Raw genomic sequence first — 20,867 nt, forward strand, 5'->3', positions numbered from 1 at the left:
AGCCCTGCGCCCGGGACTGCTCCGGGAATCATGAGGGATGACGCAAGCCTAGAAAGCAAAAACGGGGCCGCGAGGGCCCCGTTTGAAACGTCGGAAGCAGCCGATCTTACTTGATCTTGGCTTCCTTGAACTCGACGTGCTTGCGCGCGACCGGGTCGTACTTCTTCTTGACCAGCTTGTCGGTCATGGTGCGCGAATTCTTCTTGGCAACGTAATAGAAGCCGGTGTCGGCCGTCGACACGAGCTTGACCTTGATGGTGACCGCCTTGGCCATGTGCAAAACCTCGAAAATCGGGGGAATTCGGGAGCCGGCCAAATCGGCCCGCGTTTGGCCGGGAAACTAGCCAGAAACAGCCCAAAGTCAAGGATTTCTGAGCCAAGATCACCCCGATTCCGGGCCTATTACCCCTCGAAGAACTGATTTTTCGGCCGCGGCAGGCCCAAATTCTCGCGCAGGGTCCGACCTTCGTACTCAGTGCGGAAAATCCCGCGCTTTTGCAGTTCCGGCACCACCTTGTCGACGAACTCGAACAGGCCCTGCGGCAGATAGGGGAACATGATGTTGAAGCCGTCGCTGCCCCGGCCGGTCAGCCATTCCTCCATCTGGTCGGCGATGGTCTGCGGCGTGCCGACGAAGGCGAGCCCGCCATAGCCGCCGACGCGCTGCGCGAGCTGGCGCACGGTGAGCTTGTCGCGCGCCGCGACATCGACGAGGCGCTGCCGGCCGCTTTTGCTTGCATTGGTTTCGGGGATCGGCGGCAACTGTCCGTCGGGATCGAAGCCGGACGCATCGGTGCCGAGGATCACCGACAGCGAGGCGATCGCGCTGTCGTAATGCACGCGGCTGTCGAGCAGCGCGCGCTTCTCTTTTGCTTCTTCGACGCTGTCACCGACCACGACGAAGGCGCCGGGCAAGATCTTCAGATGCTCGGGATCGCGGCCGATCTTCTCCATGCGGCCCTTGATGTCGGCATAGAGCTTCTGTCCGTCGGCCAGGCTGCCGCCGCCGGTGAACACGGCTTCCGCGGTCTCGGCCGCAAGCTGCCTGCCGTCATCGGAAGCGCCGGCCTGCACGATGACAGGCCAGCCCTGCACGGGGCGGGCGATGTTCAGCGGGCCGCGCACCGAGAGATATTTGCCCTTGTGATTGAGCACATGCATCTTGTCGGGATCGACGAACAGTCCGGACTCGACGTCGCGCACGAACGCGTCATCGGCGAAGGAATCCCACAGGCCGGTGACGACGTCGTAGAACTCGCGGGCGCGCCTGTAGCGCTCGGCGTGCTCCATGTGATCGTCGAGGCCGAAATTCAGCGCCGCGTCCGGATTGGACGTGGTGACGATATTCCAGCCGGCGCGGCCGCCCGAGATGTGGTCGAGCGAGGCGAAGCGCCGCGCGACGTGATAGGGCTCGTCGAAGGTGGTCGAACCGGTCGCGATCAGGCCGATATTCTCCGTCACGGCGGCGAGCGCCGATAGCAGCGTGAACGGCTCGAACGAGGTCACGGTGTGGCTGCGCTTCAGCGCGTTGATCGGCATGTTCAGCACGGCAAGATGGTCGGCCATGAAGAAGGCGTCGAATTTGCCGGCCTCGAGCTTGCGGATCAGCGTCTTGATGTGGTCGAAGTTGAAATTGGCGTCGGGCCAGGCCCCGGGATAGCGCCAGGCACCGGTGTGAATGCTGATCGGCCGCATGAACGCGCCGAGCTTGAGTTGACGCTTCGCCATTGCCCCGTTCCGTCCTTGATGTCGTTAGCGGAACAGATAGGGAGGCGTTTCGCGGCGCGCCATCGGGAAGATTATTTTGTTTTTGGCCGCTCTCTCGACAGTGTCATTCCGGGGCATCGCGCAGCGATGAACCCGGAATCTCGCGCCGCAATCTCGGGATTCCGGGTTCGATGCTGCGCATCGCCTCGGAATGACGAGGATCATACTACACCCCCAGCACGTCCTTCTGCATCTTGCCGCCGTAGAAATGGAAGAACGGCACCGGCGCGTCGTGGTGGAGCGGGCCGGTGGCGAGACGGCGGTCGAGCTCGGCGAGCACGTTCTTGGTCATGGCATGCGCGTCGGCGAGCGGCTCGGAGCCGATCTCGACCCAGACCAGCTCGACCAGCTCGGCGTCGGCATGCACCACGCCCTCGACACGATGCGCGATGGTCGACGCGTCGGCAGTGAAGAAGCGCGTGTCGAAGCGGCGGACGCGGCCGGGCGGGGTGATCGCGCGCGCGATCAGGAACAGGCCGGACGGATCGGGCAAGAGACCCGCGTCGGCGAACGGTGCCCAGGGCCCGTCGAGCTTGTGCCGCTTCTCGACCTTGCGGCCGAGGCAGAGCCCGGTCTCTTCGCAGGCCTCGCGGATCGCGGCGTTGGCAAGCGCACGCGCGCGGCCGGGCGTGATCTTCGGGCTGCCCTTCAACAGATTGGCTTCGAGCTCCGGCGTGATCGGCGCTGCGACCGGCACGCGGTTGTCGGCCTTGTCGACGCGGCCGCCGGGGAAAACGAATTTGCCGGGCATGAACACGACCTTGTCGTGACGCTTGCCGACCAGCACCTTCGGCTTGGCGCCGGAGCGATCGATCAGGATCAGCGTCGCCGCATCCTTCGGCCGGAAATACGCATGATGGTCGGCTTCTTTTTCGCCCTGGTGGACGACAGCGGCGGGCGCGGCAGCTTCAGTCATTTCATCCCTTTCATTTCTTCTTGCGGCCCGGTTTAGCTAGACCGGCGGGATGTCGCTAGGGGGATTCTCGTCAAAGCCATGCATGCGCAGGGCCCATTGCAAGCCGATCACGGCTCCCTTCACCGGCTGCAACAGCGCCAGCGATGCGAACAGCGTGAACGGCAGATAGATCGCAAGTTGCAGCCACACCGGCGGAGAATAATTGGTCTCGATCCACAGCGCCATCGGTACCACGATATGGCCGACGATAACGATGACGAGATAGGCAGGCAGATCGTCCGCGCGATGCGGCGTGAAGTCGAGGTCGCAGACCGGGCAATGGCCGTCGCATTTGAGAAACTTGCGGAACAGTCTGCCTTTTCCGCAGCGCGGACAGCGGCAGCGGAACCCGCGCTTCATCGCGCTCCACACGTCGCGCTTCTCGGGCTCGGCCGCCTCGCGAGTCCAGACCACTGTCGGTGGTGTCACTTCCATGACTTGCCTCGCTTTGATTTGCCGGACTTCTGCTGCGCCGGCTTGCGATCCTTCTTGCGCGATTTCCGCTCCTTGTGCGCCTTCTTGCCTGATCGTTTTGGTCCCTTGTCAAATCCGGCGGCACGGCGCTCGGCCCTTACGCTGTCGCGTTTTCTGCCGCGCGGAATTGCCTGACCATCGGATAATAACTCAAATCGCAGCGCGCCGGCTATCGGCGCGGCTTCCACCAGACGCACATCGACGACGTCGCCGAGCCGATACATGGTGCCGCTGCGCGTGCCGATCAGCGCGTGGCGAGTTTCGTCGTAGTTGAAATATTCGCTGCCGATGGTGCGGATCGGGATCAGACCGTCGGCGCCGGTGTCGTCGAGCTTCACGAACAGGCCGGATCGCGTCACGCCGGAAATGCGGCCCTGGAACGAGGCGCCGACCTTATCGGCAAGGAAATGCGCGATCAGGCGGTCGGTGGTCTCACGCTCCGCCTTCATCGCGCGGCGCTCGGTGACGGAAATCTGCGCGGCGATCTCGGCGAGCGTCTCCACGGTTTCATCGGTCGGCAACGCGCCTTCGCCAAGCCCGAGCGCGCGGATCAGCGCGCGATGCACGATCAGATCGGCATAGCGGCGGATCGGCGAGGTGAAGTGCGCGTAGCGGCGCAGGTTCAAGCCGAAATGGCCGTAGTTCTCGGCGGAGTATTCCGCCTGCGCCTGCGAACGCAGCACCACCTCGTTGACCAGCGGCTCGTAGTCCTCGCCGGCAACCTGCGCCAGCACGCGGTTGAATTGCGTGGGACGCAGCGCGCCCTGCTTGGTGAAGGGCAGGTCGAGCGTCTTCAGGAATTCCTGCAGGTTGTGCACCTTCTCCTGGCTCGGCTCGTCGTGCACGCGGTAGATCAGCGGCAGCGCCTTCTTCTCCAGCATCTCGGCCGCGGCGACGTTGGCGAGGATCATGAACTCCTCGATCAGCCGGTGCGCGTCGAGCCGCTGCGGCACGATCACGCGATCGACGGTGCCGTCGGCTTTCAGCAGGATCTTGCGCTCGGGCAGATCGAGATCGAGCGGGTCGCGCTCGTTGCGTGCAAGCTTGACCAGCTCGTAGGCCGACCACAGCGGTTTGAGGACCGGATCGAGGATGGGGCCGGTGATGTCGTCGGGCCGTCCGTCGATAGCAGCCTGTGCCTGCGCGTAATGGAGCTTCGCAGCCGAGCGCATGAGCACGCGGTGGAAGGTATGCGAGCGCTTGCGGCCGTCGGCGCCGATCACCATGCGCACCGCGAGCGCGCCGCGCGGCTCGCCCGGCACCAGCGAGCAGAGATCGTTGGAGATCCGCTCGGGCAGCATCGGCACGACGCGATCAGGGAAATACACCGAGTTGCCGCGCTGCAGCGCGTCGCGGTCGAGCGCCGAGCCGGGCCGCACATAGAAGGCGACGTCGGCGATCGCGACATGGACGATGAAGCCGCCCTTGTTGTTCGGATCGGGATCGACTTCCGCATGCACCGCGTCGTCGTGATCCTTGGCATCCGGCGGATCGATGGTGACGAGCGGCACGTCACGCCAGTCCTCGCGGCCCTGCAAGGTTGCGGGCTTGGCGTCTTCAGCGTCGCGCAGCGCAGAAGTGGAGAACACCTGCGGGATATCGTGGGTGTTGATCGCGATCAGGCTGATCGCCTTCTCACTGGCGATCGAACCGAGCCGCTCCTTGACGCGGGCGGAGGCGAGGCCGTAGCCGCGGGTGCGGATCAGGTCGACGCTGACGAGATCGCCGTCTTCGGCGCCGCCGCTGTCGGCCTTGGCGATGTTGAGCTCGCGGCCGGCCTGCTTCTTGTCGACCGGGATCAGGCGCCCGCCGCCATCGGGATTGCCACGGAAGATGCCGAGGATCCGGGTGCGCCCGTGATCGATCACCTTGATGACGCGGCCGCGATAGGGTGTGCCGTCTTGCTCATCCGTGACTTCGACGCGCAGCAGCGCGCGGTCGCCGACGCCGGCGGTGGTGCCGGGCTTCGGCCGCCGCGGCGTCTCGATACGGATTTTCGGGGCGGTGCCGTTCTCGTCCGAGTCCCACTCGGCGGGCGTGGCGATCAGCTCGCCGTCGCTGTCGCGGCCGGTGATGTCGGCGAGCAGGGTCGGTGGCAGCGCCGCCGGCTCGTGGATCTTGCGGCCGCGCTTGGCAATCGTGCCGTCGTCGGCGAGCTCACGGAGGATCCGCTTCAGCTCGACGCGGTCGGCGTTCTTCAGGCCGAACTCGCGCGCGATCTCGCGGGTGCCGACCTTGCCTGGATTGGCGCGGATGAAGGCGACGATGGCGTCCCGGCCCGGAAAGCCATGGTCGGGTTTTCGTTTCACTTATCCTCGTGCCTTGCCGGCGCTTTTCTTCGCGGGCGCTTTCGCTGGTGCCGATGATTTTGCAGGCGACGTCTTGGCACCGGAGGCGACCGGCGCGCGCGCCTTGCTGGTCGCATCCGTTTTCGGCTTCGCCGCGGCTTTCTTCGACGCAGCCTTCTTGGCGGGCTTGGCGTCGGCGTCACCGTCGGCATCTTCAGCCTTTGCTGCCTTGGCCTTCGTGGCCTTGGCGGGCTTTTCCGCCTTGGCCTTCTTGGCCTTCTTGCCGCCGCCCTTGGCCGCGCGCTCGTCGATCAGCGCGATCGCCTCCGCGAGCGTGATCTGGTCGGGGGTGCGGTCGCTCGGGATCGTCGCGTTGACGCCGCCCGCCGCGACATAGGCGCCGTAGCGGCCGTTCTTCAGCGCGACCGCGCCGAGCGTCGGATGATCGCCGAGCGGCTTGCCGGGATCGGCACCGAAGCGGCGGCCGCTCGGGCCCTTCGCGATCTTCTCCGCGATCAGCGTGACGGCACGGTTCAACCCGATGTCGAAGACCTCGTCGCCGGCCTCGAGGCTCGCATAAGTCTTCTCGTGCTTGACGAACGGCCCGAACCGGCCGAGGCCGGCGGTGATCGGCTGTCCGGTTTCCGGATGCTTCCCGATCTCGCGCGGCAGCGACAGCAGTTTCAGTGCCAGTTCGAGATCGACATCAGCCGGTGAGGTGCCCTTTGGAATGCCCGCGCGCTTCGGCTTCTCGCCTTCGGCGTAGTCCTTCTGCTCGCCGAGCTGGATGTAGGGGCCGAAGCGGCCGGCCTTCACCGTGACATCGAAGCCGGTGTCGGGATCGGTGCCGAGCACGCGGTCGGCGCTCTCGGCGCTGTCGGCCGCGAGCGGACGGGTGTAGCGGCATTCCGGATAATTCGAGCAGCCGACGAAGGCGCCGAACTTGCCGGCCTTGAGGTTGAGCCGGCCGGTGCCGCAGGTCGGGCATTGCCTGACGTCGCCGCCATCCGCGCGCGGCGGATAGATATGCGGGCCGAGCATCTCGTCGAGCGCGTCGAGCACCTCGGCGACGCGCAGGTCCTTGATGTCGTTGACCGCGCCGATGAAGCCGCGCCAGAAGTCCTGCAACACCTGCTGCCAGGCGATCTCATTGTTGGAGATGCGGTCGAGCTGCTCCTCGAGATCGGCGGTGAAGTCGTATTCGACGTAGCGCGAGAAGAAGTTCTCCAGGAACGCGACCACGACGCGGCCCTTGTCTTCGCCGTGCAGCCGCTTCTTCTCGAGCTTGACATAGCCGCGGTCCTTCAGGACCTGCAGGATCGAGGCGTAGGTCGAGGGGCGGCCGATGCCGAGCTCTTCCATCCGCTTCACCAATGATGCTTCCGAGAAGCGTGGCGGCGGCTCGGTGAAATGCTGGGTGACGGCGAGGCTCTGGCGCTTCACGGCCTCGCCCTCACTCATCGCGGGCAGGCGGCGCGAATCCTCGTCCTCCTCGTCGTCGCGGCTTTCCTGATAGAGCGCGAGGAAACCATCGAACTTGATGACCTGGCCGGAGGCGCGCAATTCCAGCACGCGGGAGCCGGCCTTGGCCTCGATGTCGACGGTGGTGCGCTCGAGCTCGGCCGACTCCATCTGGCTCGCAATGGTGCGCTTCCAGATCAATTCATAAAGCCGCGCCTGATCGGCATCGAGCCGTCGGCCGATGGTGGCCGGGCGACGCGACAGATCGGTCGGGCGGATCGCTTCGTGCGCTTCCTGCGCGTTCTTGGCCTTGGCCTGGTACTGGCGCGGGGCGTCCGGCACGTAGGCGTTGCCATAGTCCTCGCCGATCACCTTGCGCGCCTGCGTGATCGCTTCGGGTGCGATCTGCACGCCGTCGGTTCGCATATAGGTGATGAGGCCGGTGGTCTCGCCGCCGATGTCGATGCCCTCATAGAGCCGCTGCGCGATGCGCATGGTGTGCGCCGGCGCGAAACCGAGCTTGCGGCTCGCTTCCTGCTGCAGGGTCGAGGTGGTGAAAGGCGCCTGCGGATTGCGCCGCGCCGGCTTGGCCTCGACGGTCGCAACCTTGAACAGGGCCGCCTCGATCGCCTTCTTGAAATCCTCGGCTTCCGCGCCGGAGCCGATGTCGAGCCGTGCGATCTTCTTGCCGTCGGCGCCGACCAGCCGCGCCTCGAAGGCATCGCCGCGCGGCGTCAGCAACGTCGCGACCAGCGACCAGTACTCCTTCGGCACGAACTTCTCGATCTCGAGCTCGCGGTCGCAGACCAGCCGCAGCGCGACCGATTGTACGCGGCCGGCGGAGCGGGCGCCGGGCAGCTTGCGCCACAGCACGGGGGAGAGGGTGAAGCCCACCAGATAGTCCAGCGCGCGGCGCGCCATATAGGCGTCGACCAGCGCGCCATCGATCTGGCGCGGCGCCTTCATCGCCTCGGAGACGGCCTGCTTGGTGATGGCGTTGAACACCACGCGCTCGACCTTCTGGTCCTTCAGCGCGCGCTTCTCCTTCATCACCTCCAGCACGTGCCAGGAGATTGCCTCGCCCTCGCGATCGGGGTCGGTTGCGAGGATCAGACGGTCGGCACCTTTGAGCGCCTTGGCGATGTCGTTGAGCCGGCTCGCGGCCTTGGCATCGACCTCCCAGATCATCTGGAAATTGGCGTCGGGATCGACGGAACCATTCTTGGCCGGGAGGTCGCGAACATGGCCGAACGACGCCAGGACCTCGTAGGAGGACCCCAGATATTTGTTGATCGTCTTGGCCTTGGCCGGCGACTCCACAATGACGATATTCATGTCATTCCAATAGCTTACGGGAAAACTTGAAGGTGGGTTCCGCTAGACTCGCGGCCCGCCGTGTCGGGGCGAACATGGGTGCTGGGGCGGTCCCTGTCAAATCGCCAGATATTGAAGGGAGGCGCCAAGCTGTGGAGTTTCTATCCCAAGGGTTGCAAAATGCGTCCTAGAGTTGCGGCCGGCAAGGGCTTATCTCTTTATATAAAGCGTAGGAATCGGATTAGGCCTTTTGAGCAGCACAGGGGGCGGCCGGAAGCGCAAGGCGTCCGGCGGGCGGCGACCGGCGGGCGACGAGACGGCTGGGGAAGGCGGCCCCGACGACGCCCTGGTCCTGATCGCAGGCGCCGCGACCTAACTCGCCAAACTCGCCCGGCGCCACAAACTCGAAGTTCTCGACCGCCTGTTCGCGATGGCCCGCCTGGAGGCCGACGAGCAGCTGCGCTCGCGCAGCCGAAGGAAGCGGTCGTGAGGGGCGTTACGGGAAGCAGGGTCGTGTCCTGGCTTTCGCCAGGACGACGGTGGGGATGGACCGCAATTCAAGATGTCAAACAGCGCGGTGCGGCGAAACAGAAGTCGTGATTTGCGACCCTTCCTGGAGAAAGGAAGAACGCTAGCTCGCGCCACATCCACCGCCGTCGTCCCGGCGCAGGCCGGGACCTATAACCACCGGATAGTGTTGTTCAGGCGGGCTGTGGCCCCAGCGTCGTGCAACAATCAGCATCGGTGGTTATGGTCCCTGCTTTCGCACTAGCGTGTCTACACGGTTTTGGGGCGCGACAGATTGACTCGGTGCAGCAAGAAGTGGCGTCTCTGCAGCATGTTGTATGATTCTCTCACTGGCGCTTTGATTCGAAGGAGCGCCAGCGATGCAGCCGGATTTGTCTTTGGGTGAGTTCGGGGACGTTCGTCTCGACAAAAGGGGGCGACGCTTCTCCGGGCTATGCTTTGCACGCGCAGCGTCTGCTTGCGCCAGATGGCCCGGGGCGATTGGGCTGCCAATATGGCGTTCTGGCGGTTTGTGAACAACCCCCAAGTCACGATCAATAAATTGATTGAGGGCTGGAGCGCGCAGACGCGGACTGCGGTCAGCGGGCGTCATGTGCTGGCGATCCAGGATACGAGCGAGGTCAAGTTCCAGACCCAGGCGGGACGGCGGCGCGGGCTGGGCAAAGTCGGCAAGGGCAATGCTCGCGGCGTGCTGTTGCATGCGATGATGGCGGTGGATGCCGACAGCGGGGTCTGTCTTGGCCTTACTGGCGGCAACGTTTGGACGCGCAAAGGCAAGGTAAAAATCCCGCATGAGCGGCGCGCCTTGGCCGACAAGGAGTCGGCGCGCTGGGTGACGGCCGCCGAGCAAGGCCGCGACGTCCTGGCAGATGCCCGCATGATCACCGTCGTCAACGACCGCGAGGGGGATTTCTTTGCTCACTGGGCGCTGACGCCAGCTGAGAATGTCCATCTTTTGTCGCGTGCCATGCACGACCATGCGCTGGTCGATGGCGACACACTTTATCAGGCGGTCGAGCGGAGCCGCTTCTGCGACAACGCGGTGATCGATCTGCCGCAGCGAATGGATCGGCGCGGCCGGCAGGCCCATCTCTCGATGCGCTTCGGAACCGTCGTGCTCAAGCGGCCGCAGAGGCCCGGCGTCACCGACTTGGCGGAGGGCATCAAACTCAGCTTCGTAGAAGTGGTCGAGTTGCATCCGCCGAGAGGTGCGGAGCCCATTCGCTGGCTGCTCCTGACTACTCATCCGGTCGCCACCGTTAAAGACGCCTGGCAGATCGTCTCCTGGTACCGCCAGCGCTGGATCATTGAGCAACTCTTTCGCTCGCTGAAGAGCCAGGGTTTGCGCATCGAGGATAGTCAGATCGAGAGCGCCGAAGGCCTGATCAAGCTCGTGGCGGTCGCCACCAGAGCGGCATGTATCGTCATTCAACTCGTTCAGGCCCGCAACAGTGGCGAAGAATTGCCGGCTGAATTTGTCTTCACCGCAGAAGAGATCGAGACGCTCAGGGCCATCAACAAAACCATGAAAGGTCGCACCGAGCTTCAGAAAAACCACCATCGCCCCAACACTCTTGCTTGGGCGGCATGGATCATCGCAAAACTCGGCGGATGGACCGGCTACGCCTCCCACCGTCCACCTGGACCAATCACCTTCCACACCGGAATGGCCCGCTTCCAAATCCTCGCAAATGGCCCGACAAACGTGTAGATGCACTAGTGGCTCGTCACAGTGATTTTGACGGTTTGATACCGAGCCAGCTTAGGATCGGCAAGTTCTCTGGCGGCACGAGGATTTCGATGCTTCTGGGGATATCGGCTCGACGGCGAATGAGGCCGTTACGTTCGAGCGTGACGATCATCTGATGGACTGAGGGCGGGCTAACACCGAAGTGACGCTGCATGTCGGCTTCGGCGGGGGGCCGTCCGAACATGTGCGAGTAGGTATAGATGAAAGCCAGATAATGGCCCTGCTTCTCGGTAAAGCGTGCGCCTGATTTTTGACTCATGGATCGATTCGTCCGGAGCCTCCGACAGGGAGGCGAACGATGAATGTACGGTACCGGGTTGAATTGAGCCAAGCCGAGCGAGAGGAACTGACGGCGATGCTGAGCGGCGGCAAGCATGCCGCTCGCAAACTCAAGCGGGCCCAGATTTTGCTGGCGGCCGACATCGGCAGCCGCGACGAGGAGATTGTCCGGACCGTCAGAGTAAGCGCCTCCACCGTCTATCGGACCAAACGCCGCTTGGTGGAAGGCAATCTCGATCGGGCCTTGAGTGAGGAGCCGCGTCCCGGTGCGGAGCGCAAGCTGACCGGCAAGGAGGAAGCCCTGCTGGTGGCGACCGCATGCGCCAAGCCGCCCGCTGGCCGGAGGCGCTGGACGCTGGCGCTGCTGGCCGACGTGATGGTCAAGCTCACCGATCATGACAGCCTGTCGGGCGAGACCGTGCGCCGCCGGCTGGCCGATAATGACCTCAAGCCGTGGCGCAGGGACATGTGGTGCATTCCCCATGTCGATGGCGAATACGTCGCCCGCATGGAAGATGTGCTCGATCTCTACGCTGAAGCGCCTGATCCCGAGCGGCCGCTGGTCTGCTTCGACGAAACCCCCGTCCAGCTCATCGGCGAAGTGCGCCAGCCGATCCCACCCGAGCCGGGAAAGCGCGAGCGTTACGATTACGAGTACCGCCGCAACGGCACCGTCAATCTCTTTGTCGCCCTCGATCCGCATCGGGCCTGGCGTAACGTCAAAGTCACCGAACGGCGCACCGCCGTGGATTATGCTCACTGCATGCGCGAACTCGTCGATGTCCATTACCCCAAGGCCGCCTGCATCCGTGTCGTGCAGGACAATCTGTCGATCCATGCCCCCGGCGCCCTCTACCAGGCCTTTGCCCCCGCCGAGGCCCGCCGCATCCTGCGCCGCCTCGAGTTCCACTACACCCCGAAACACGCCAGTTGGCTCAATATGGTCGAGATCGAGATCGGCGTGCTCCAAGGGCAGTGTCTCGGCCGCCGGATCGACGATCCAAAACGCCTTAGAAACGAGATCGCAGCATGGGAGCGGCAGCGAAACAAAACTCGCGCCCGTATCAACTGGATGTTCACAACGGACAAAGCTCGCACCAAACTGGGGCGCGCCTATCCAGGCATACCCAAAGAGTCAAAATCACTGTGACGAGCTACTAGGTGGTGTGGACTCTAAGGATTCCCTTTTAGGCGCAAATCAGATTCAAGGCTGCTTTTGGGGAGGCCGCCTTGGGTGTGATGGACCGCTTGGTATTGAGCGACGCGACATGGGAGCGGATGGCGCCGCTGATCATCGGCCGGCCTGACCAGAAGGGTTCGACCGGACGGGACAACCGGATGTTTGTGGAGGGCGTACTTTGGATCGTGCGCACTGGCTCTCCCTGGCGTGATCTTCCGGAGGTGTTTGGAGACTGGAACAGCGTGTTTCGGCGCTTCAGTCGATGGAGCATCAAGGGGGTCTGGTGGCGCATATTCGAAGCGATGTCCGGTGATCCGGACTTCGAGTATCTGATCGTCGACTCCACCATCGTCCGGGCGCACCAGCACGCCGCTGGGGCGAAAAAAGGGGGTCTGAAGATCAGGCGATCGGTCGCTCGCGCGGTGGCCTGAGCACCAAGATACATATGGCCGTTCGCGGCCTGGGATGTCCCGTACGGTTCAAGCTCACCGCAGGTCAGAAGAGCGACGTACCGCAAGCCGCCGAATTGATCGAGGGATTACCTGCCCAGGTCGTCATGGCGGATACGGCTTATGACGCCGATCACTTGCGCCAGGCGATCGCTGCCAAAGGCGCGCTCGCCGTCATCCCCAACAACCCGTCACGTGCGCTCAAATATCCGCTGGACAAGCATCTCTATGCCCAGCGTCATCTCGTCGAATGCTGCTTCTCAAAACTCAAGCAGTTCCGCCGCGTCGCAACCCGCTTCGAAAAGACCGCCCGAAATTACCTGGCCGTCGTTACTCTCGCAGCCATCGTCTTATGGATGCGATAAATGTCCACACCACCTAGTGCTTTCGCAGGGACGACACCCAATATGGGTCGTCGTATGTGAGTCATACATCCGCATCCTCGCGACGCGAGGCGCATTCGGATAAAGCGAAATATTTTCGCGGGCGAGGATTGACAAGTTTTTGGTGAGTTGCCCGTCGTGTCGTACCAGCAACACCCGTCCTACGCACTCACGAGGCGCCGCGCGCGCTTCGCTGCAGGCCGCGGCTTCAGCGTCGTATCCGCGGCACCCAGCACGCGTCCATCCTGCGAATAGAGCGCGAGCTTCTTCACCGGCTTGCCCTTGTCGCGGTCGACCAGGATGGTCGCAATCTCGTCCGGATGCTCGTCGAATTCCTCGGTCCATTGCCGCAGCGCGACCAGGATCGGAAAGATGCCGTGGCCCTTCGGCGTCAGGACATATTCCTGATAGGCGCTGCCGTCGGAGGCGGGGACCGTCTTCAGGATGCCGCGTTCGACCAGCGTGCGCAGCCGTGTGGCAAGGATGTTCTTGGCAAGCCCGAGGCCCGCCTGGAATTCGCCGAAGCGGCGCCGGCCGAGGCTGGCGTCGCGGATGATCAGGAGCGACCACCAGTCGCCGAACACGTCGAGCGCGCGTGCGACGGGACAGCTGTCGCCTGCAAGGCTGGTTCGTTTCACCGACCGTCTCCAGGAATTTGGGCCATCACAACCTTGTGTGGTTGCAATATTAAACCGTATGCCATAGCTAAGCAACGAAGTTTAATAATGCAACCAACTGGAGGCGGACATGAGACTGGCGAACAAGACGGCGTTGATCACCGGCGGCAACAGCGGCATCGGGCTCGCGACAGCAAAGCTGTTCGTGGCGGAGGGCGCCAAGGTCGTCATCACCGGGCGCAACAAGGAGACGCTTGCGGCGGCATCCAGGGAACTCGGGCCGAACGCGCTCGCGGTGGCGGCTGATGCCACCGACGTCGCGGCGCTGGAAGCCGCGGTGAAGCAGGGCGCCGAGAAGTTCGGCAAGTATGACGTTCTGTTCGCCAATGCCGGCATTCCCGGCCAGACGCCAGTGGGCGGCACCACGCTGGCCGCATTCGAGAATGTGATCCGGACCAATCTCACCGGCGTGTTCTTCACGGTGCAGGCGGTCGCGCCGTATCTCAACGACGGCGCGTCGATCATTCTCAACGGCTCGGTGATCTCCGTGCTCGGCAATCCCGGCTACTCGGCCTATGCCGCGAGCAAGGCCGGCGTGCGCGCGATGGCGCGGGTGATGGCGTCAGAATTCTCGCCGCGCAACATCCGCGTCAACGTGGTGGCGCCGGGTGCGGTGCGCACGCCGATCTGGGGCGCGGCGATCGCAACGCCCGAGGCCGAGAAGATCTTCGAGCAGCGGATCGGCAAGACCACGCCGCTCGGTCGGATCGGCGAGCCCGATCACATTTCAAAGACCGTGCTGTTCCTGGCGTCCGACGACGCCGCGCATGTGCAGGGGCAGGAGCTGTTCATCGATGGCGGTGCAACGGCATCACCGGCGGGCGCGCCGATCTATCGCGGATAGAGCCTTTCCGTTCCGATTAAATCGGGCCGGGGCTCTGGTTTTATTCTGACGCGTTTTCTTCACGCGAACCGGTATCCACTTCGCTCGAAAACGCTCTGGTTTGTTTCTCATTGTATCGAACGGCCGGTGTGAAGCGTTTCATACCGGCCGGTTTGGCTTGCGACTATCATCGCGCGGATTGAACCTTTGACGTACTGCCCGGACTCCTGATTGGGCGGGGAGTTTTTCACCACGGAATCATTTGGAGTGCCGCCATGCCGAAAGCAGCCCGCATTTCGACGTCGATCCCGGTTTCGCCCGCATCCGAAAGTTCAGATACGACGCAGTTCGTGACGGTCGCGCTGTTCTCCGGCATCGGCCTGTTGATTTCGCTGGTCGCCGTCATCCTCGGCATACAGGGCGTCTGGTTCTGAGTTCCTCCACCTGAACGGCCTGCCGCCGCCAAGCGACGGCAGGCGCTTTGAATCACATCAGGCTGCGTTCAGGCTGCCGGCGGCCTGCAGCGCGCCCGCCACAGCCTTTTCGCGATGCTCGGGGCCGACCTGGATGCCGTCGGCGGGGATGAACTCGACATTCCTGACGCCGATGAAGCCGAACACGCCGCGCAGGTAGGTCTCGAGGTGCTCGAGCGCGGCCATCGGCGTGTCGGCGCCGTAATAGCCGCCGCGCGAGATCGCGATGATGACGCGCTTGTTGCCGGCCAATCCCTCGACGCCGCCGGTGCCATACTTGAAGGTCTTGCCCGCGACCAGGATGCGGTCGATCCAGGCCTTGAGCTGGCTCGGAATCGTGAAATTGTACATTGGCGCGCCGATCACGACGATGTCGGCGGCGAGGAACTCGTCCAGCACCGCTTGGCCGGTCGCGATGTCGTCGCGCACCGACGGATCCGGCGCCGCGCCTTGGCTGGCGGCGAGGTGCAGGCCGGAGAGGTGGGCGAGCGGGGTCTGGCTGAGGTCGCGGTAGCTGACGACGAGGCCCGGATTGGCCTGGCGCAACCGCTCGACGGCGGCGGCGGAGACCTGGCGGCTGACAGAGTGGGGGCCGAGGACTGAGGAATCGATGTGCAGAAGTTTCATGGCTGAGGCCACCTTTGGTATAGGTTTGTAACTGGCGCTATATGAGTGACCGTCTTAAATCTCCGCAAGAACGCACATTTTTGAAACCCGAGCACACCAATGGAACCCGAGCACATCGATGTAACCGCCGAAACCGGCCTGCCGCGTGGTCCCGGGACGCATCAGGACTGCCGCGGCGTGGCCTCGGTGCTGTCGCGGGTCGGCGACAAATGGAGCGTGCTGGTCATCATGCTGCTGCGCGATGGACCGCGCCGCTTCAACGAGCTGAAGAGGATGATCAACGGCATCTCGCAGCGCATGCTGACCTTGACGCTGCGCGGCCTGGAGCGCGATGGCCTGGTGACGCGCACGGTGTTTCCGACCATTCCGCCGCGGGTCGACTACGAGCTGACCGATCTCGGGCGCGGACTCGCGGTGCCTGTGATGGCGCTCGGCGAATGGGCGTTCGCGCATCTGCCGGAGATCGAGGGCGCGCGGAACGATTTCGACGCGCGGAATGGCGAAGGCTGAGTTCGGAGCCTTCGCGTTCGGACAAGCAGACCCGTCATCCTGAGAGCCTGCGTAGCAGGCGTCTCGAATGATGCACGGCCACCAGTCGGGCCGTCGATCCTTCGAGACGCGCTGCGCGCTCCTCAGGATGACGGACAGGCGTTTGCGCGAGCGAGATATTCAGCTCGTCAAATCATCGACACCAGCCCGCCGCCGTGGCGTTCGAGCCTGCCGGCGAGCTCGAGCTCGAGCAGCACGGCGCGGACAACGGCCGGCGACACGTCGGCCATCCGGATCAGATCGTCGAGGCTGATCGGGCTCGGCCCGAGCAGATCGATGATGCGGGCGCGATCGCCGCTATCAGTGGCAAAGTCCAGCGGCTCGTCGTCCTCGCGCGCGCCAAGCATCACCGGCCGCTCCATGATCGGCGTCACCGCGCTGATGACGTCGGCGGCTTCGGTGACCAAGGTGGCGCCTTGCTTGATCAGGTCGTTGGCGCCGGCGGCGCGCGGATCGATCGGCGAACCCGGCACGGCGAACACCTCGCGGCCCTGTTCGGCCGCCATCCGCGCCGTGATCAGCGAGCCCGAGCGATGCGCGGCCTCGACGATCACGACGCCGAGCGAGGCGCCCGAGATCAAACGGTTGCGACGGGGAAAGTCGCGCGCCCGCGGCACATGGCCGAGCGGCATCTCCGAGATCGCCGCGCCGCGCTCGAGCAGGGCGGCCAGCAGATCCTCGTGCTCCGGCGGATAGATCCTGTCGTGGCCGCCGGCGAGCACGGCGACCGTGCTGCTGGCAACGGTGGCGCGGTGCGCTGCCTGATCGATGCCGCGGGCGAGGCCCGAGATCACAAAGCCGGCATCGCCAAGATCGCGCGCCAGGGTGCCTGCAAATTTCAACCCGGCGCCGGAGGCATTGCGGGAGCCGACGATCGCGATCATCGGCCGCGTCAGGGTATCGCGCGCGCCGCGCACGGCAAGCAGCGGCGGCGCGTCGTCGATGGTGGCAAGCCGCGCCGGATAGTGCGCTTCCTCCGGCGCGACGAGATCGATGCCGAATTTGCGGCAGGCCGCGAGCTCGGCGGCGGCGTCGGCCTCGCTGCAGATCCGCCCGGGGCCGGAGGCGCCGCCGCGGCGCGCGAGGTCAGGCAGGCGCTCCAGCGCGTGCGCCGCATCGCCAAAATGGCGGAGCAGCGATGCAAAGGTGCGCGGGCCCGGTATTATGGCGCAAACGCCACAAGCCTACCGAAACTCCGGTTCCTAGATTCCGGGAGGGGTACCGTGAGCTAGGAGAAGCGCCGTGAGGCGGCGCGCGGCTTGGGCCGCATTCGGACTATTGACTTTAGTCAGCCCAACTCAATTCGGGCAGGATGAAATAGGTGATTTCATCCACCGGGATCATGCCCTGATCCACGTCCAGACCAAGACCCTTGGCTTGTCTGAGAAGATACCCGAAGCCAGTCATATGAGGGCCAGAATCCCTTTGGCCGGGGCTCGAATAAACGACGCAGCCATAAACTACGATGCCGAAAAGGTCTCTCTTGAAGTCAGGGGGGGCGAATCTCAGTTGGGTTCTCCCCTTAGTGACTTCGTCCGGAGTGAATCCCCGAGTTATGGGGGAATTCATGATGTTGTCACCCGGGAAAATGACGAGCCCAGACCTGTTCGCCCGCGACCTTATCCTTTCGCAGAATTCATTCTGAGCTTTGACCGCATCTCCCCCATTTGGTTCGATCATTACATGGAGCTGGGCGTCGAATGCTGGAGCCCTTCCAACGTTTATCGTCTTTCCGCTCAAGGCCAGTTGGAGGCCCCTATCGTCAAAGACGGTAAGCGCGAATTTCCCCGCACCTTTTGGTTTTGAGTGCTCTGATGCATGAGGTGTCCACTTAAATAGGTGGACACCTCATGATGAGCGACGATGGTCAGAAACTGCGTGTCAGGCTTGTTGGTCGGAACGGTCGCCGGCGCTTTGAGACGACATCGAAGGAGCGTCTTGTGGCGGCCTGCCTTGAGCCTGGCGTTTCGGTCTCGAGACTTGCACTCGAACATGGGGTCAACGCGAACCTGCTTCGGAAGTGGATCAAGAAGGACGCCGCGGCCAGGTCGGCGCCGTCGTCGTCACCCTCGGCGTTCATCCCGGTTCACCTTGAGGGGGCCGCCGAGCGGGGTTTGTCGCGGCAAGGCAGTGTGGAGGCGGTGGATTTGCCGGCGACCTGCGATGAAGTGGGTGGGTCGGAATCCAAGGGGTCTCCAGCTTTTTGTTCTCCGGCCAAAGTGAGCGCGTCGCTGCCGAATGGCGTGAAGCTCGCGCTGGAATGCGGGGATGTGGATGCATTGACGGCGATCATTGGAGCCCTGGGCCATGTTCAGACTGGGCGGTGACCTGCAGGTCTATCTGCACCGTGAGCCGATCGACTTCCGAGCTGGCATCAACAGCCTTGCGGTTCTGGTTCAGGAGACGATGGCGCTCGATCCGTTTGTGCCGGCGGTTTTTGCGTTCTGCAATCGCCGTTGCGACCGGATGAAGTTGCTGTTCTTCGACCGGTCCGGCTTTGTGCTGGTCCTGAAGCGGCTGACCGAGGACAAGTTCCGATGGCCGCGCCGCCAGGAGGCGGTCGTCCGGCTTACGACCGAGCAGTTGCACTGGATCCTCGACGGCATCGATATCGATGCGATGGTCCGTCATCCGGTGCGGCAATATCAGGTTGCCGGCTGAGCTCTTGAGTTGAGCGGTTGACGCGTCGGAACGGTTCAGATTCAAGAATCCGATGAATCGAACCGGCAATCCGAGTGTCGAGGTGCTGTTGGCGCGCATTGCCGCGCTGGAGGCGGAGAATCGTCAGCTCACGGAGCGCGTCGTCAAGCTGGAGGAAGAACTGGCGCTGGCACGCCTGCATCGTTTTGCGCCGCGCAGCGAAAAGCACGTCGACCGTCTCTTCAATGAAGCCGAGCAGGCCGCCGATGAGGATGACGCCGGCAGCGAAACGAACGATACCGCCGAACTTCCGGACACGGGTCTGCCATCGGTCGAAAGCACGACGGGAAAGAAGCGCGGCCGCAGGCCGCTGCCGGCAAACCTGCCGCGCGAGCGCGTCGAGTATGACCTGCCCGACGATCAGAAGGCGTGTCCTTGCTGCCGTGGCCAGATGCATCGCATGGGCGAGGCTGTCACCGAGCAACTTCATATCGAGGTGAAGGCGAAGGTTTTACAGAATGTGCGCTTCAAATATGCCTGCCGCCATTGCGATCGCACCGGGATCAACGCCCCTGTCGTGACCGCGCCGATGCCGACGCAGCCGTTGCCGGGCAGCGTTGCCACGGCCTCGACGCTGGCGTTCGCGCTGGTTCACAAATATGTCGACGGCACGCCGCTCTACCGCTTGGCGCAGGCCTTCGAACGCGCAGGCGTTCCTGTCAGCCGCGGCGCTTTGGGCCACTGGGTGATCGGCTCGAGCGAGAAGCATCTGCATCGCATTTATGACGCCCTGAAGCTGCGGCTCAGATCGCAGCCTCTCATCCATGGCGACGAGACGACGGTTCAGGTCCTCAAGGAGAAGGACAAAGCGGCCACCAGCACATCGTACATGTGGGCGTATCGCAGCGGCAAGGATAGTCACGAGCCGATCGTTCTTCTGGATTATCAGCCGGGCCGCGGCCAAATCCACCCGCAGGTCTTCCTCGGCGATTACCGTGGCATCGTGATGAGTGACGGCTATAGCGCATGGCGCACGCTGGAAGGGGCCACCCACATTGGATGCATGGCCCACTCCCGGCGGCGTTTTGTCGACGCCCTCAAAGCGAGAAAGAAGGGCGGCGGGCCGCCCGAGCAGGCGCTGCGGTTCTTCGAGCAGCTCTACCGGGTTGAAAGGCAGGCGCGGGACGAGAAACCGGACAGAGACGAAACGCCGGATCAATGCATCCGTCGCTTCCGCCAGCAACACAGCATTCCTGTCCTGAACGCCCTCAAGGAATGGCTCGATCAAATCGCCCCGAAGGTCCTGCCGGACAGCAAGCTTGGCGACGCCGTATCTTACACCCGGAACCAATGGGACTATCTGACGCGTTACACCGAAGATGGCAGGATGCCGATCGACAACAATCTTCTGGAGCGCGACATCAGGGTTTTTGCCACCGGCCGAAAAAGCTGGCTGTTCAGCGACACCGTCGACGGAGCCAGGGCCAGCGCCGTCGTCTACAGCCTAATGCTGACCTGCCGCGCCTCACGTGTCGAGCCGTTAACATGGCTGCGCCATGTGCTCACCGAGTTGCCTCAGCGCGTGGACAACGCCGATATCGCTGACCTGTTGCCCTTCAACTTCCCCAAAGCGGCCACTGCCTGAACGGCTCAGCATCGCCCCGATACGAAGGCCATCCGTCAAATCGCGGCCGACAACGTGCGCGGAAAATCGCGCTTACCAAAGACGAGCGGTTTTATGATTTCAAATTGAGCCTTGAGCCAAGGTCGCTGATCCATTTCCAACAAGGCCAACTGATGCTGCAAGGCTTCTGTTTGCTTCGACGATGCATCAGCAGCATTTTTAGCGATTGCGATAGACGCTCCCATATCGCGGGATTGATCGGCAGCGGTTTGGGCCAGAAGCTCAAATTGCCGTTCTCCGGCCCTCCAAAGCTTATTGGTGGCCAGCCAAAGACCAATGGTGGAAATGGCAAGAACGATAGTGAATCCTCCGACCACGCTTTTGTCGTGATGTTCAAGGAATCCGTCGAGCGCGTCGAGAGAGGCGATTACTCCCGTGTGAAAGGCGGGGCAGTATTTCTTATCATCGTGATTGGTGGCTTGCTGACCGTGCTCTGGCTTTATCAGACACAGCGATAAATCCGGCACAGGCCCCCAACTCAAAACTTCAGCAAACGCAAGATAAACGAGCGCGATTAGCGCCCAATTCCGCTTGAGCATTACCAGCCCCAAAAGTCCTAAATATCC

General features: G+C 63.4%; 20 protein-coding genes and 1 pseudogene. 10 read left to right on the top strand and 11 right to left on the bottom strand.

The window, feature by feature from the left end; genetic code table 11:
* Positions 1-106: 106 nt before the first annotated feature.
* From rpmG to topA, 6 genes are all read right to left on the bottom strand, one after another.
* Complete coding sequence (gene rpmG / locus ACVWZM_RS38370) at positions 107-274, bottom strand: 50S ribosomal protein L33 (protein WP_018271988.1); 168 nt, start codon at positions 272-274, stop codon at positions 107-109.
* Positions 275-402: 128 nt separating this feature from the next.
* Positions 403-1,728, bottom strand: coding sequence for an LLM class flavin-dependent oxidoreductase (locus tag ACVWZM_RS38375; protein WP_076834480.1), 1,326 nt, complete (start codon positions 1,726-1,728; stop codon positions 403-405).
* A 205-nt stretch (positions 1,729-1,933) separates the two neighbouring features.
* Positions 1,934-2,683, bottom strand: coding sequence for an NUDIX hydrolase (locus ACVWZM_RS38380; RefSeq protein WP_076834478.1), 750 nt, complete (start codon positions 2,681-2,683; stop codon positions 1,934-1,936).
* Positions 2,684-2,719: 36 nt separating this feature from the next.
* Entirely contained in the window at positions 2,720-3,157 is a 438-nt protein-coding gene (locus tag ACVWZM_RS38385; protein ID WP_018271985.1) for a DUF983 domain-containing protein, read from the bottom strand.
* Positions 3,148-5,505 carry a ribonuclease R gene (gene rnr / locus ACVWZM_RS38390; RefSeq protein WP_456855906.1) on the bottom strand — a complete coding sequence of 786 codons (2,358 nt, stop codon included), beginning with the start codon at positions 5,503-5,505 and terminating at the stop codon, positions 3,148-3,150. Before rnr ends, ACVWZM_RS38385 begins: the two co-directional genes overlap by 10 nt.
* Positions 5,506-8,280 carry a type I DNA topoisomerase gene (gene topA / locus ACVWZM_RS38395; protein WP_076834474.1) on the bottom strand — a complete coding sequence of 925 codons (2,775 nt, stop codon included), beginning with the start codon at positions 8,278-8,280 and terminating at the stop codon, positions 5,506-5,508.
* 1,000 nt (positions 8,281-9,280) lie between these two features.
* Here topA and ACVWZM_RS38400 point away from each other — a divergent pair.
* A complete protein-coding gene (locus ACVWZM_RS38400; protein WP_456855907.1) occupies positions 9,281-10,498 on the top strand; it encodes an IS4 family transposase in 1,218 nt (405 codons plus the stop codon).
* A gap of 16 nt (positions 10,499-10,514) precedes the next feature.
* On the opposite strand, the gene ACVWZM_RS38405 is transcribed toward ACVWZM_RS38400, so the two are convergent.
* Positions 10,515-10,796, bottom strand: a complete 282-nt coding sequence (locus ACVWZM_RS38405; protein ID WP_076829365.1) for a LexA family protein — start codon at positions 10,794-10,796, stop codon at positions 10,515-10,517.
* A 39-nt stretch (positions 10,797-10,835) separates the two neighbouring features.
* Between ACVWZM_RS38405 and ACVWZM_RS38410 the strand changes: the two genes are divergently transcribed.
* Both ACVWZM_RS38410 and ACVWZM_RS38415 read left to right on the top strand, forming a co-directional pair.
* Positions 10,836-11,966: an IS630 family transposase gene (locus ACVWZM_RS38410; RefSeq protein WP_076829362.1), complete on the top strand. Its 1,131-nt coding sequence runs from the start codon at positions 10,836-10,838 to the stop codon at positions 11,964-11,966.
* 80 nt (positions 11,967-12,046) lie between these two features.
* A protein-coding gene (locus ACVWZM_RS38415; RefSeq protein WP_139481326.1) for an IS5 family transposase occupies positions 12,047-12,810 on the top strand; the annotation gives its coding sequence in 2 pieces (ribosomal slippage) (positions 12,047-12,382 and positions 12,385-12,810; 762 coding nt in all).
* 179 nt (positions 12,811-12,989) lie between these two features.
* On the opposite strand, the gene ACVWZM_RS38420 is transcribed toward ACVWZM_RS38415, so the two are convergent.
* Positions 12,990-13,466 (bottom strand): winged helix-turn-helix transcriptional regulator, encoded by a 477-nt coding sequence (locus ACVWZM_RS38420; protein ID WP_076834473.1) that lies wholly within the window; start codon positions 13,464-13,466, stop codon positions 12,990-12,992.
* A gap of 109 nt (positions 13,467-13,575) precedes the next feature.
* Between ACVWZM_RS38420 and ACVWZM_RS38425 the strand changes: the two genes are divergently transcribed.
* Together ACVWZM_RS38425 and ACVWZM_RS38430 are read left to right on the top strand one after the other, a co-directional pair.
* The gene (locus tag ACVWZM_RS38425; protein WP_057020793.1) at positions 13,576-14,349 is read left to right on the top strand and encodes an SDR family NAD(P)-dependent oxidoreductase; all 774 of its coding nucleotides are present in this window, start codon (positions 13,576-13,578) and stop codon (positions 14,347-14,349) included.
* Positions 14,350-14,603: 254 nt separating this feature from the next.
* A complete protein-coding gene (locus ACVWZM_RS38430; protein ID WP_092078167.1) occupies positions 14,604-14,762 on the top strand; it encodes a hypothetical protein in 159 nt (52 codons plus the stop codon).
* A 57-nt stretch (positions 14,763-14,819) separates the two neighbouring features.
* Here ACVWZM_RS38430 and ACVWZM_RS38435 read toward each other — a convergent pair whose 3' ends face one another.
* Positions 14,820-15,428, bottom strand: a complete 609-nt coding sequence (locus tag ACVWZM_RS38435) for an FMN-dependent NADH-azoreductase (protein ID WP_076834471.1) — start codon at positions 15,426-15,428, stop codon at positions 14,820-14,822.
* A gap of 99 nt (positions 15,429-15,527) precedes the next feature.
* Here ACVWZM_RS38435 and ACVWZM_RS38440 point away from each other — a divergent pair, with 99 nt between their 5' ends.
* On the top strand, positions 15,528-15,938 hold the full coding sequence (locus ACVWZM_RS38440; RefSeq protein WP_038380388.1) for a winged helix-turn-helix transcriptional regulator: 411 nt from the start codon (positions 15,528-15,530) through the stop codon (positions 15,936-15,938).
* A 167-nt stretch (positions 15,939-16,105) separates the two neighbouring features.
* Here ACVWZM_RS38440 and dprA read toward each other — a convergent pair.
* Positions 16,106-17,134 (bottom strand): annotated as a pseudogene (dprA, locus tag ACVWZM_RS38445) (DNA-processing protein DprA); the annotation flags it as partial.
* 85 nt (positions 17,135-17,219) lie between these two features.
* Here dprA and ACVWZM_RS38450 point away from each other — a divergent pair.
* Genes ACVWZM_RS38450 through tnpC form a run of 4 tightly spaced genes read left to right on the top strand, consistent with a single transcriptional unit; the run spans position 17,220 to position 20,262 of the window.
* On the top strand, positions 17,220-17,783 hold the full coding sequence (locus ACVWZM_RS38450) for a hypothetical protein (protein ID WP_456855908.1): 564 nt from the start codon (positions 17,220-17,222) through the stop codon (positions 17,781-17,783).
* A 47-nt stretch (positions 17,784-17,830) separates the two neighbouring features.
* Positions 17,831-18,304: an IS66-like element accessory protein TnpA gene (gene tnpA, locus ACVWZM_RS38455; protein ID WP_253610664.1), complete on the top strand. Its 474-nt coding sequence runs from the start codon at positions 17,831-17,833 to the stop codon at positions 18,302-18,304.
* Positions 18,285-18,638 (top strand): IS66 family insertion sequence element accessory protein TnpB, encoded by a 354-nt coding sequence (tnpB, locus tag ACVWZM_RS38460; RefSeq protein ID WP_076834308.1) that lies wholly within the window; start codon positions 18,285-18,287, stop codon positions 18,636-18,638. Before tnpA ends, tnpB begins: the two co-directional genes overlap by 20 nt.
* 52 nt (positions 18,639-18,690) lie before the next feature.
* The gene (gene tnpC, locus ACVWZM_RS38465) at positions 18,691-20,262 is read left to right on the top strand and encodes an IS66 family transposase (RefSeq protein ID WP_141343446.1); all 1,572 of its coding nucleotides are present in this window, start codon (positions 18,691-18,693) and stop codon (positions 20,260-20,262) included.
* 35 nt (positions 20,263-20,297) lie between these two features.
* On the opposite strand, the gene ACVWZM_RS38470 is transcribed toward tnpC, so the two are convergent.
* Positions 20,298-20,840: a hypothetical protein gene (locus tag ACVWZM_RS38470; RefSeq protein WP_456855909.1), complete on the bottom strand. Its 543-nt coding sequence runs from the start codon at positions 20,838-20,840 to the stop codon at positions 20,298-20,300.
* Between the last annotated feature and the right edge of the window lie 27 nt (positions 20,841-20,867).

This window comes from Bradyrhizobium sp. USDA 4501 (assembly GCF_054062115.1).

Coding starts and splice junctions, on each gene's coding strand:
- rpmG (WP_018271988.1), bottom strand. CDS start 274: ATGGCCAAGGCGGTCACCATCAAGGTCAAGCTCGTGTCGACGGCCGAC.
- ACVWZM_RS38375 (WP_076834480.1), bottom strand. CDS start 1,728: ATGGCGAAGCGTCAACTCAAGCTCGGCGCGTTCATGCGGCCGATCAGC.
- ACVWZM_RS38380 (WP_076834478.1), bottom strand. CDS start 2,683: ATGACTGAAGCTGCCGCGCCCGCCGCTGTCGTCCACCAGGGCGAAAAA.
- ACVWZM_RS38385 (WP_018271985.1), bottom strand. CDS start 3,157: ATGGAAGTGACACCACCGACAGTGGTCTGGACTCGCGAGGCGGCCGAG.
- topA (WP_076834474.1), bottom strand. CDS start 8,280: ATGAATATCGTCATTGTGGAGTCGCCGGCCAAGGCCAAGACGATCAAC.
- ACVWZM_RS38400 (WP_456855907.1), top strand. CDS start 9,281: ATGGCGTTCTGGCGGTTTGTGAACAACCCCCAAGTCACGATCAATAAA.
- ACVWZM_RS38405 (WP_076829365.1), bottom strand. CDS start 10,796: ATGAGTCAAAAATCAGGCGCACGCTTTACCGAGAAGCAGGGCCATTAT.
- ACVWZM_RS38410 (WP_076829362.1), top strand. CDS start 10,836: ATGAATGTACGGTACCGGGTTGAATTGAGCCAAGCCGAGCGAGAGGAA.
- ACVWZM_RS38425 (WP_057020793.1), top strand. CDS start 13,576: ATGAGACTGGCGAACAAGACGGCGTTGATCACCGGCGGCAACAGCGGC.
- ACVWZM_RS38430 (WP_092078167.1), top strand. CDS start 14,604: ATGCCGAAAGCAGCCCGCATTTCGACGTCGATCCCGGTTTCGCCCGCA.
- ACVWZM_RS38435 (WP_076834471.1), bottom strand. CDS start 15,428: ATGAAACTTCTGCACATCGATTCCTCAGTCCTCGGCCCCCACTCTGTC.
- ACVWZM_RS38440 (WP_038380388.1), top strand. CDS start 15,528: ATGGAACCCGAGCACATCGATGTAACCGCCGAAACCGGCCTGCCGCGT.
- tnpA (WP_253610664.1), top strand. CDS start 17,831: ATGAGCGACGATGGTCAGAAACTGCGTGTCAGGCTTGTTGGTCGGAAC.
- tnpB (WP_076834308.1), top strand. CDS start 18,285: ATGTTCAGACTGGGCGGTGACCTGCAGGTCTATCTGCACCGTGAGCCG.
- tnpC (WP_141343446.1), top strand. CDS start 18,691: ATGAATCGAACCGGCAATCCGAGTGTCGAGGTGCTGTTGGCGCGCATT.
- ACVWZM_RS38470 (WP_456855909.1), bottom strand. CDS start 20,840: ATGCTCAAGCGGAATTGGGCGCTAATCGCGCTCGTTTATCTTGCGTTT.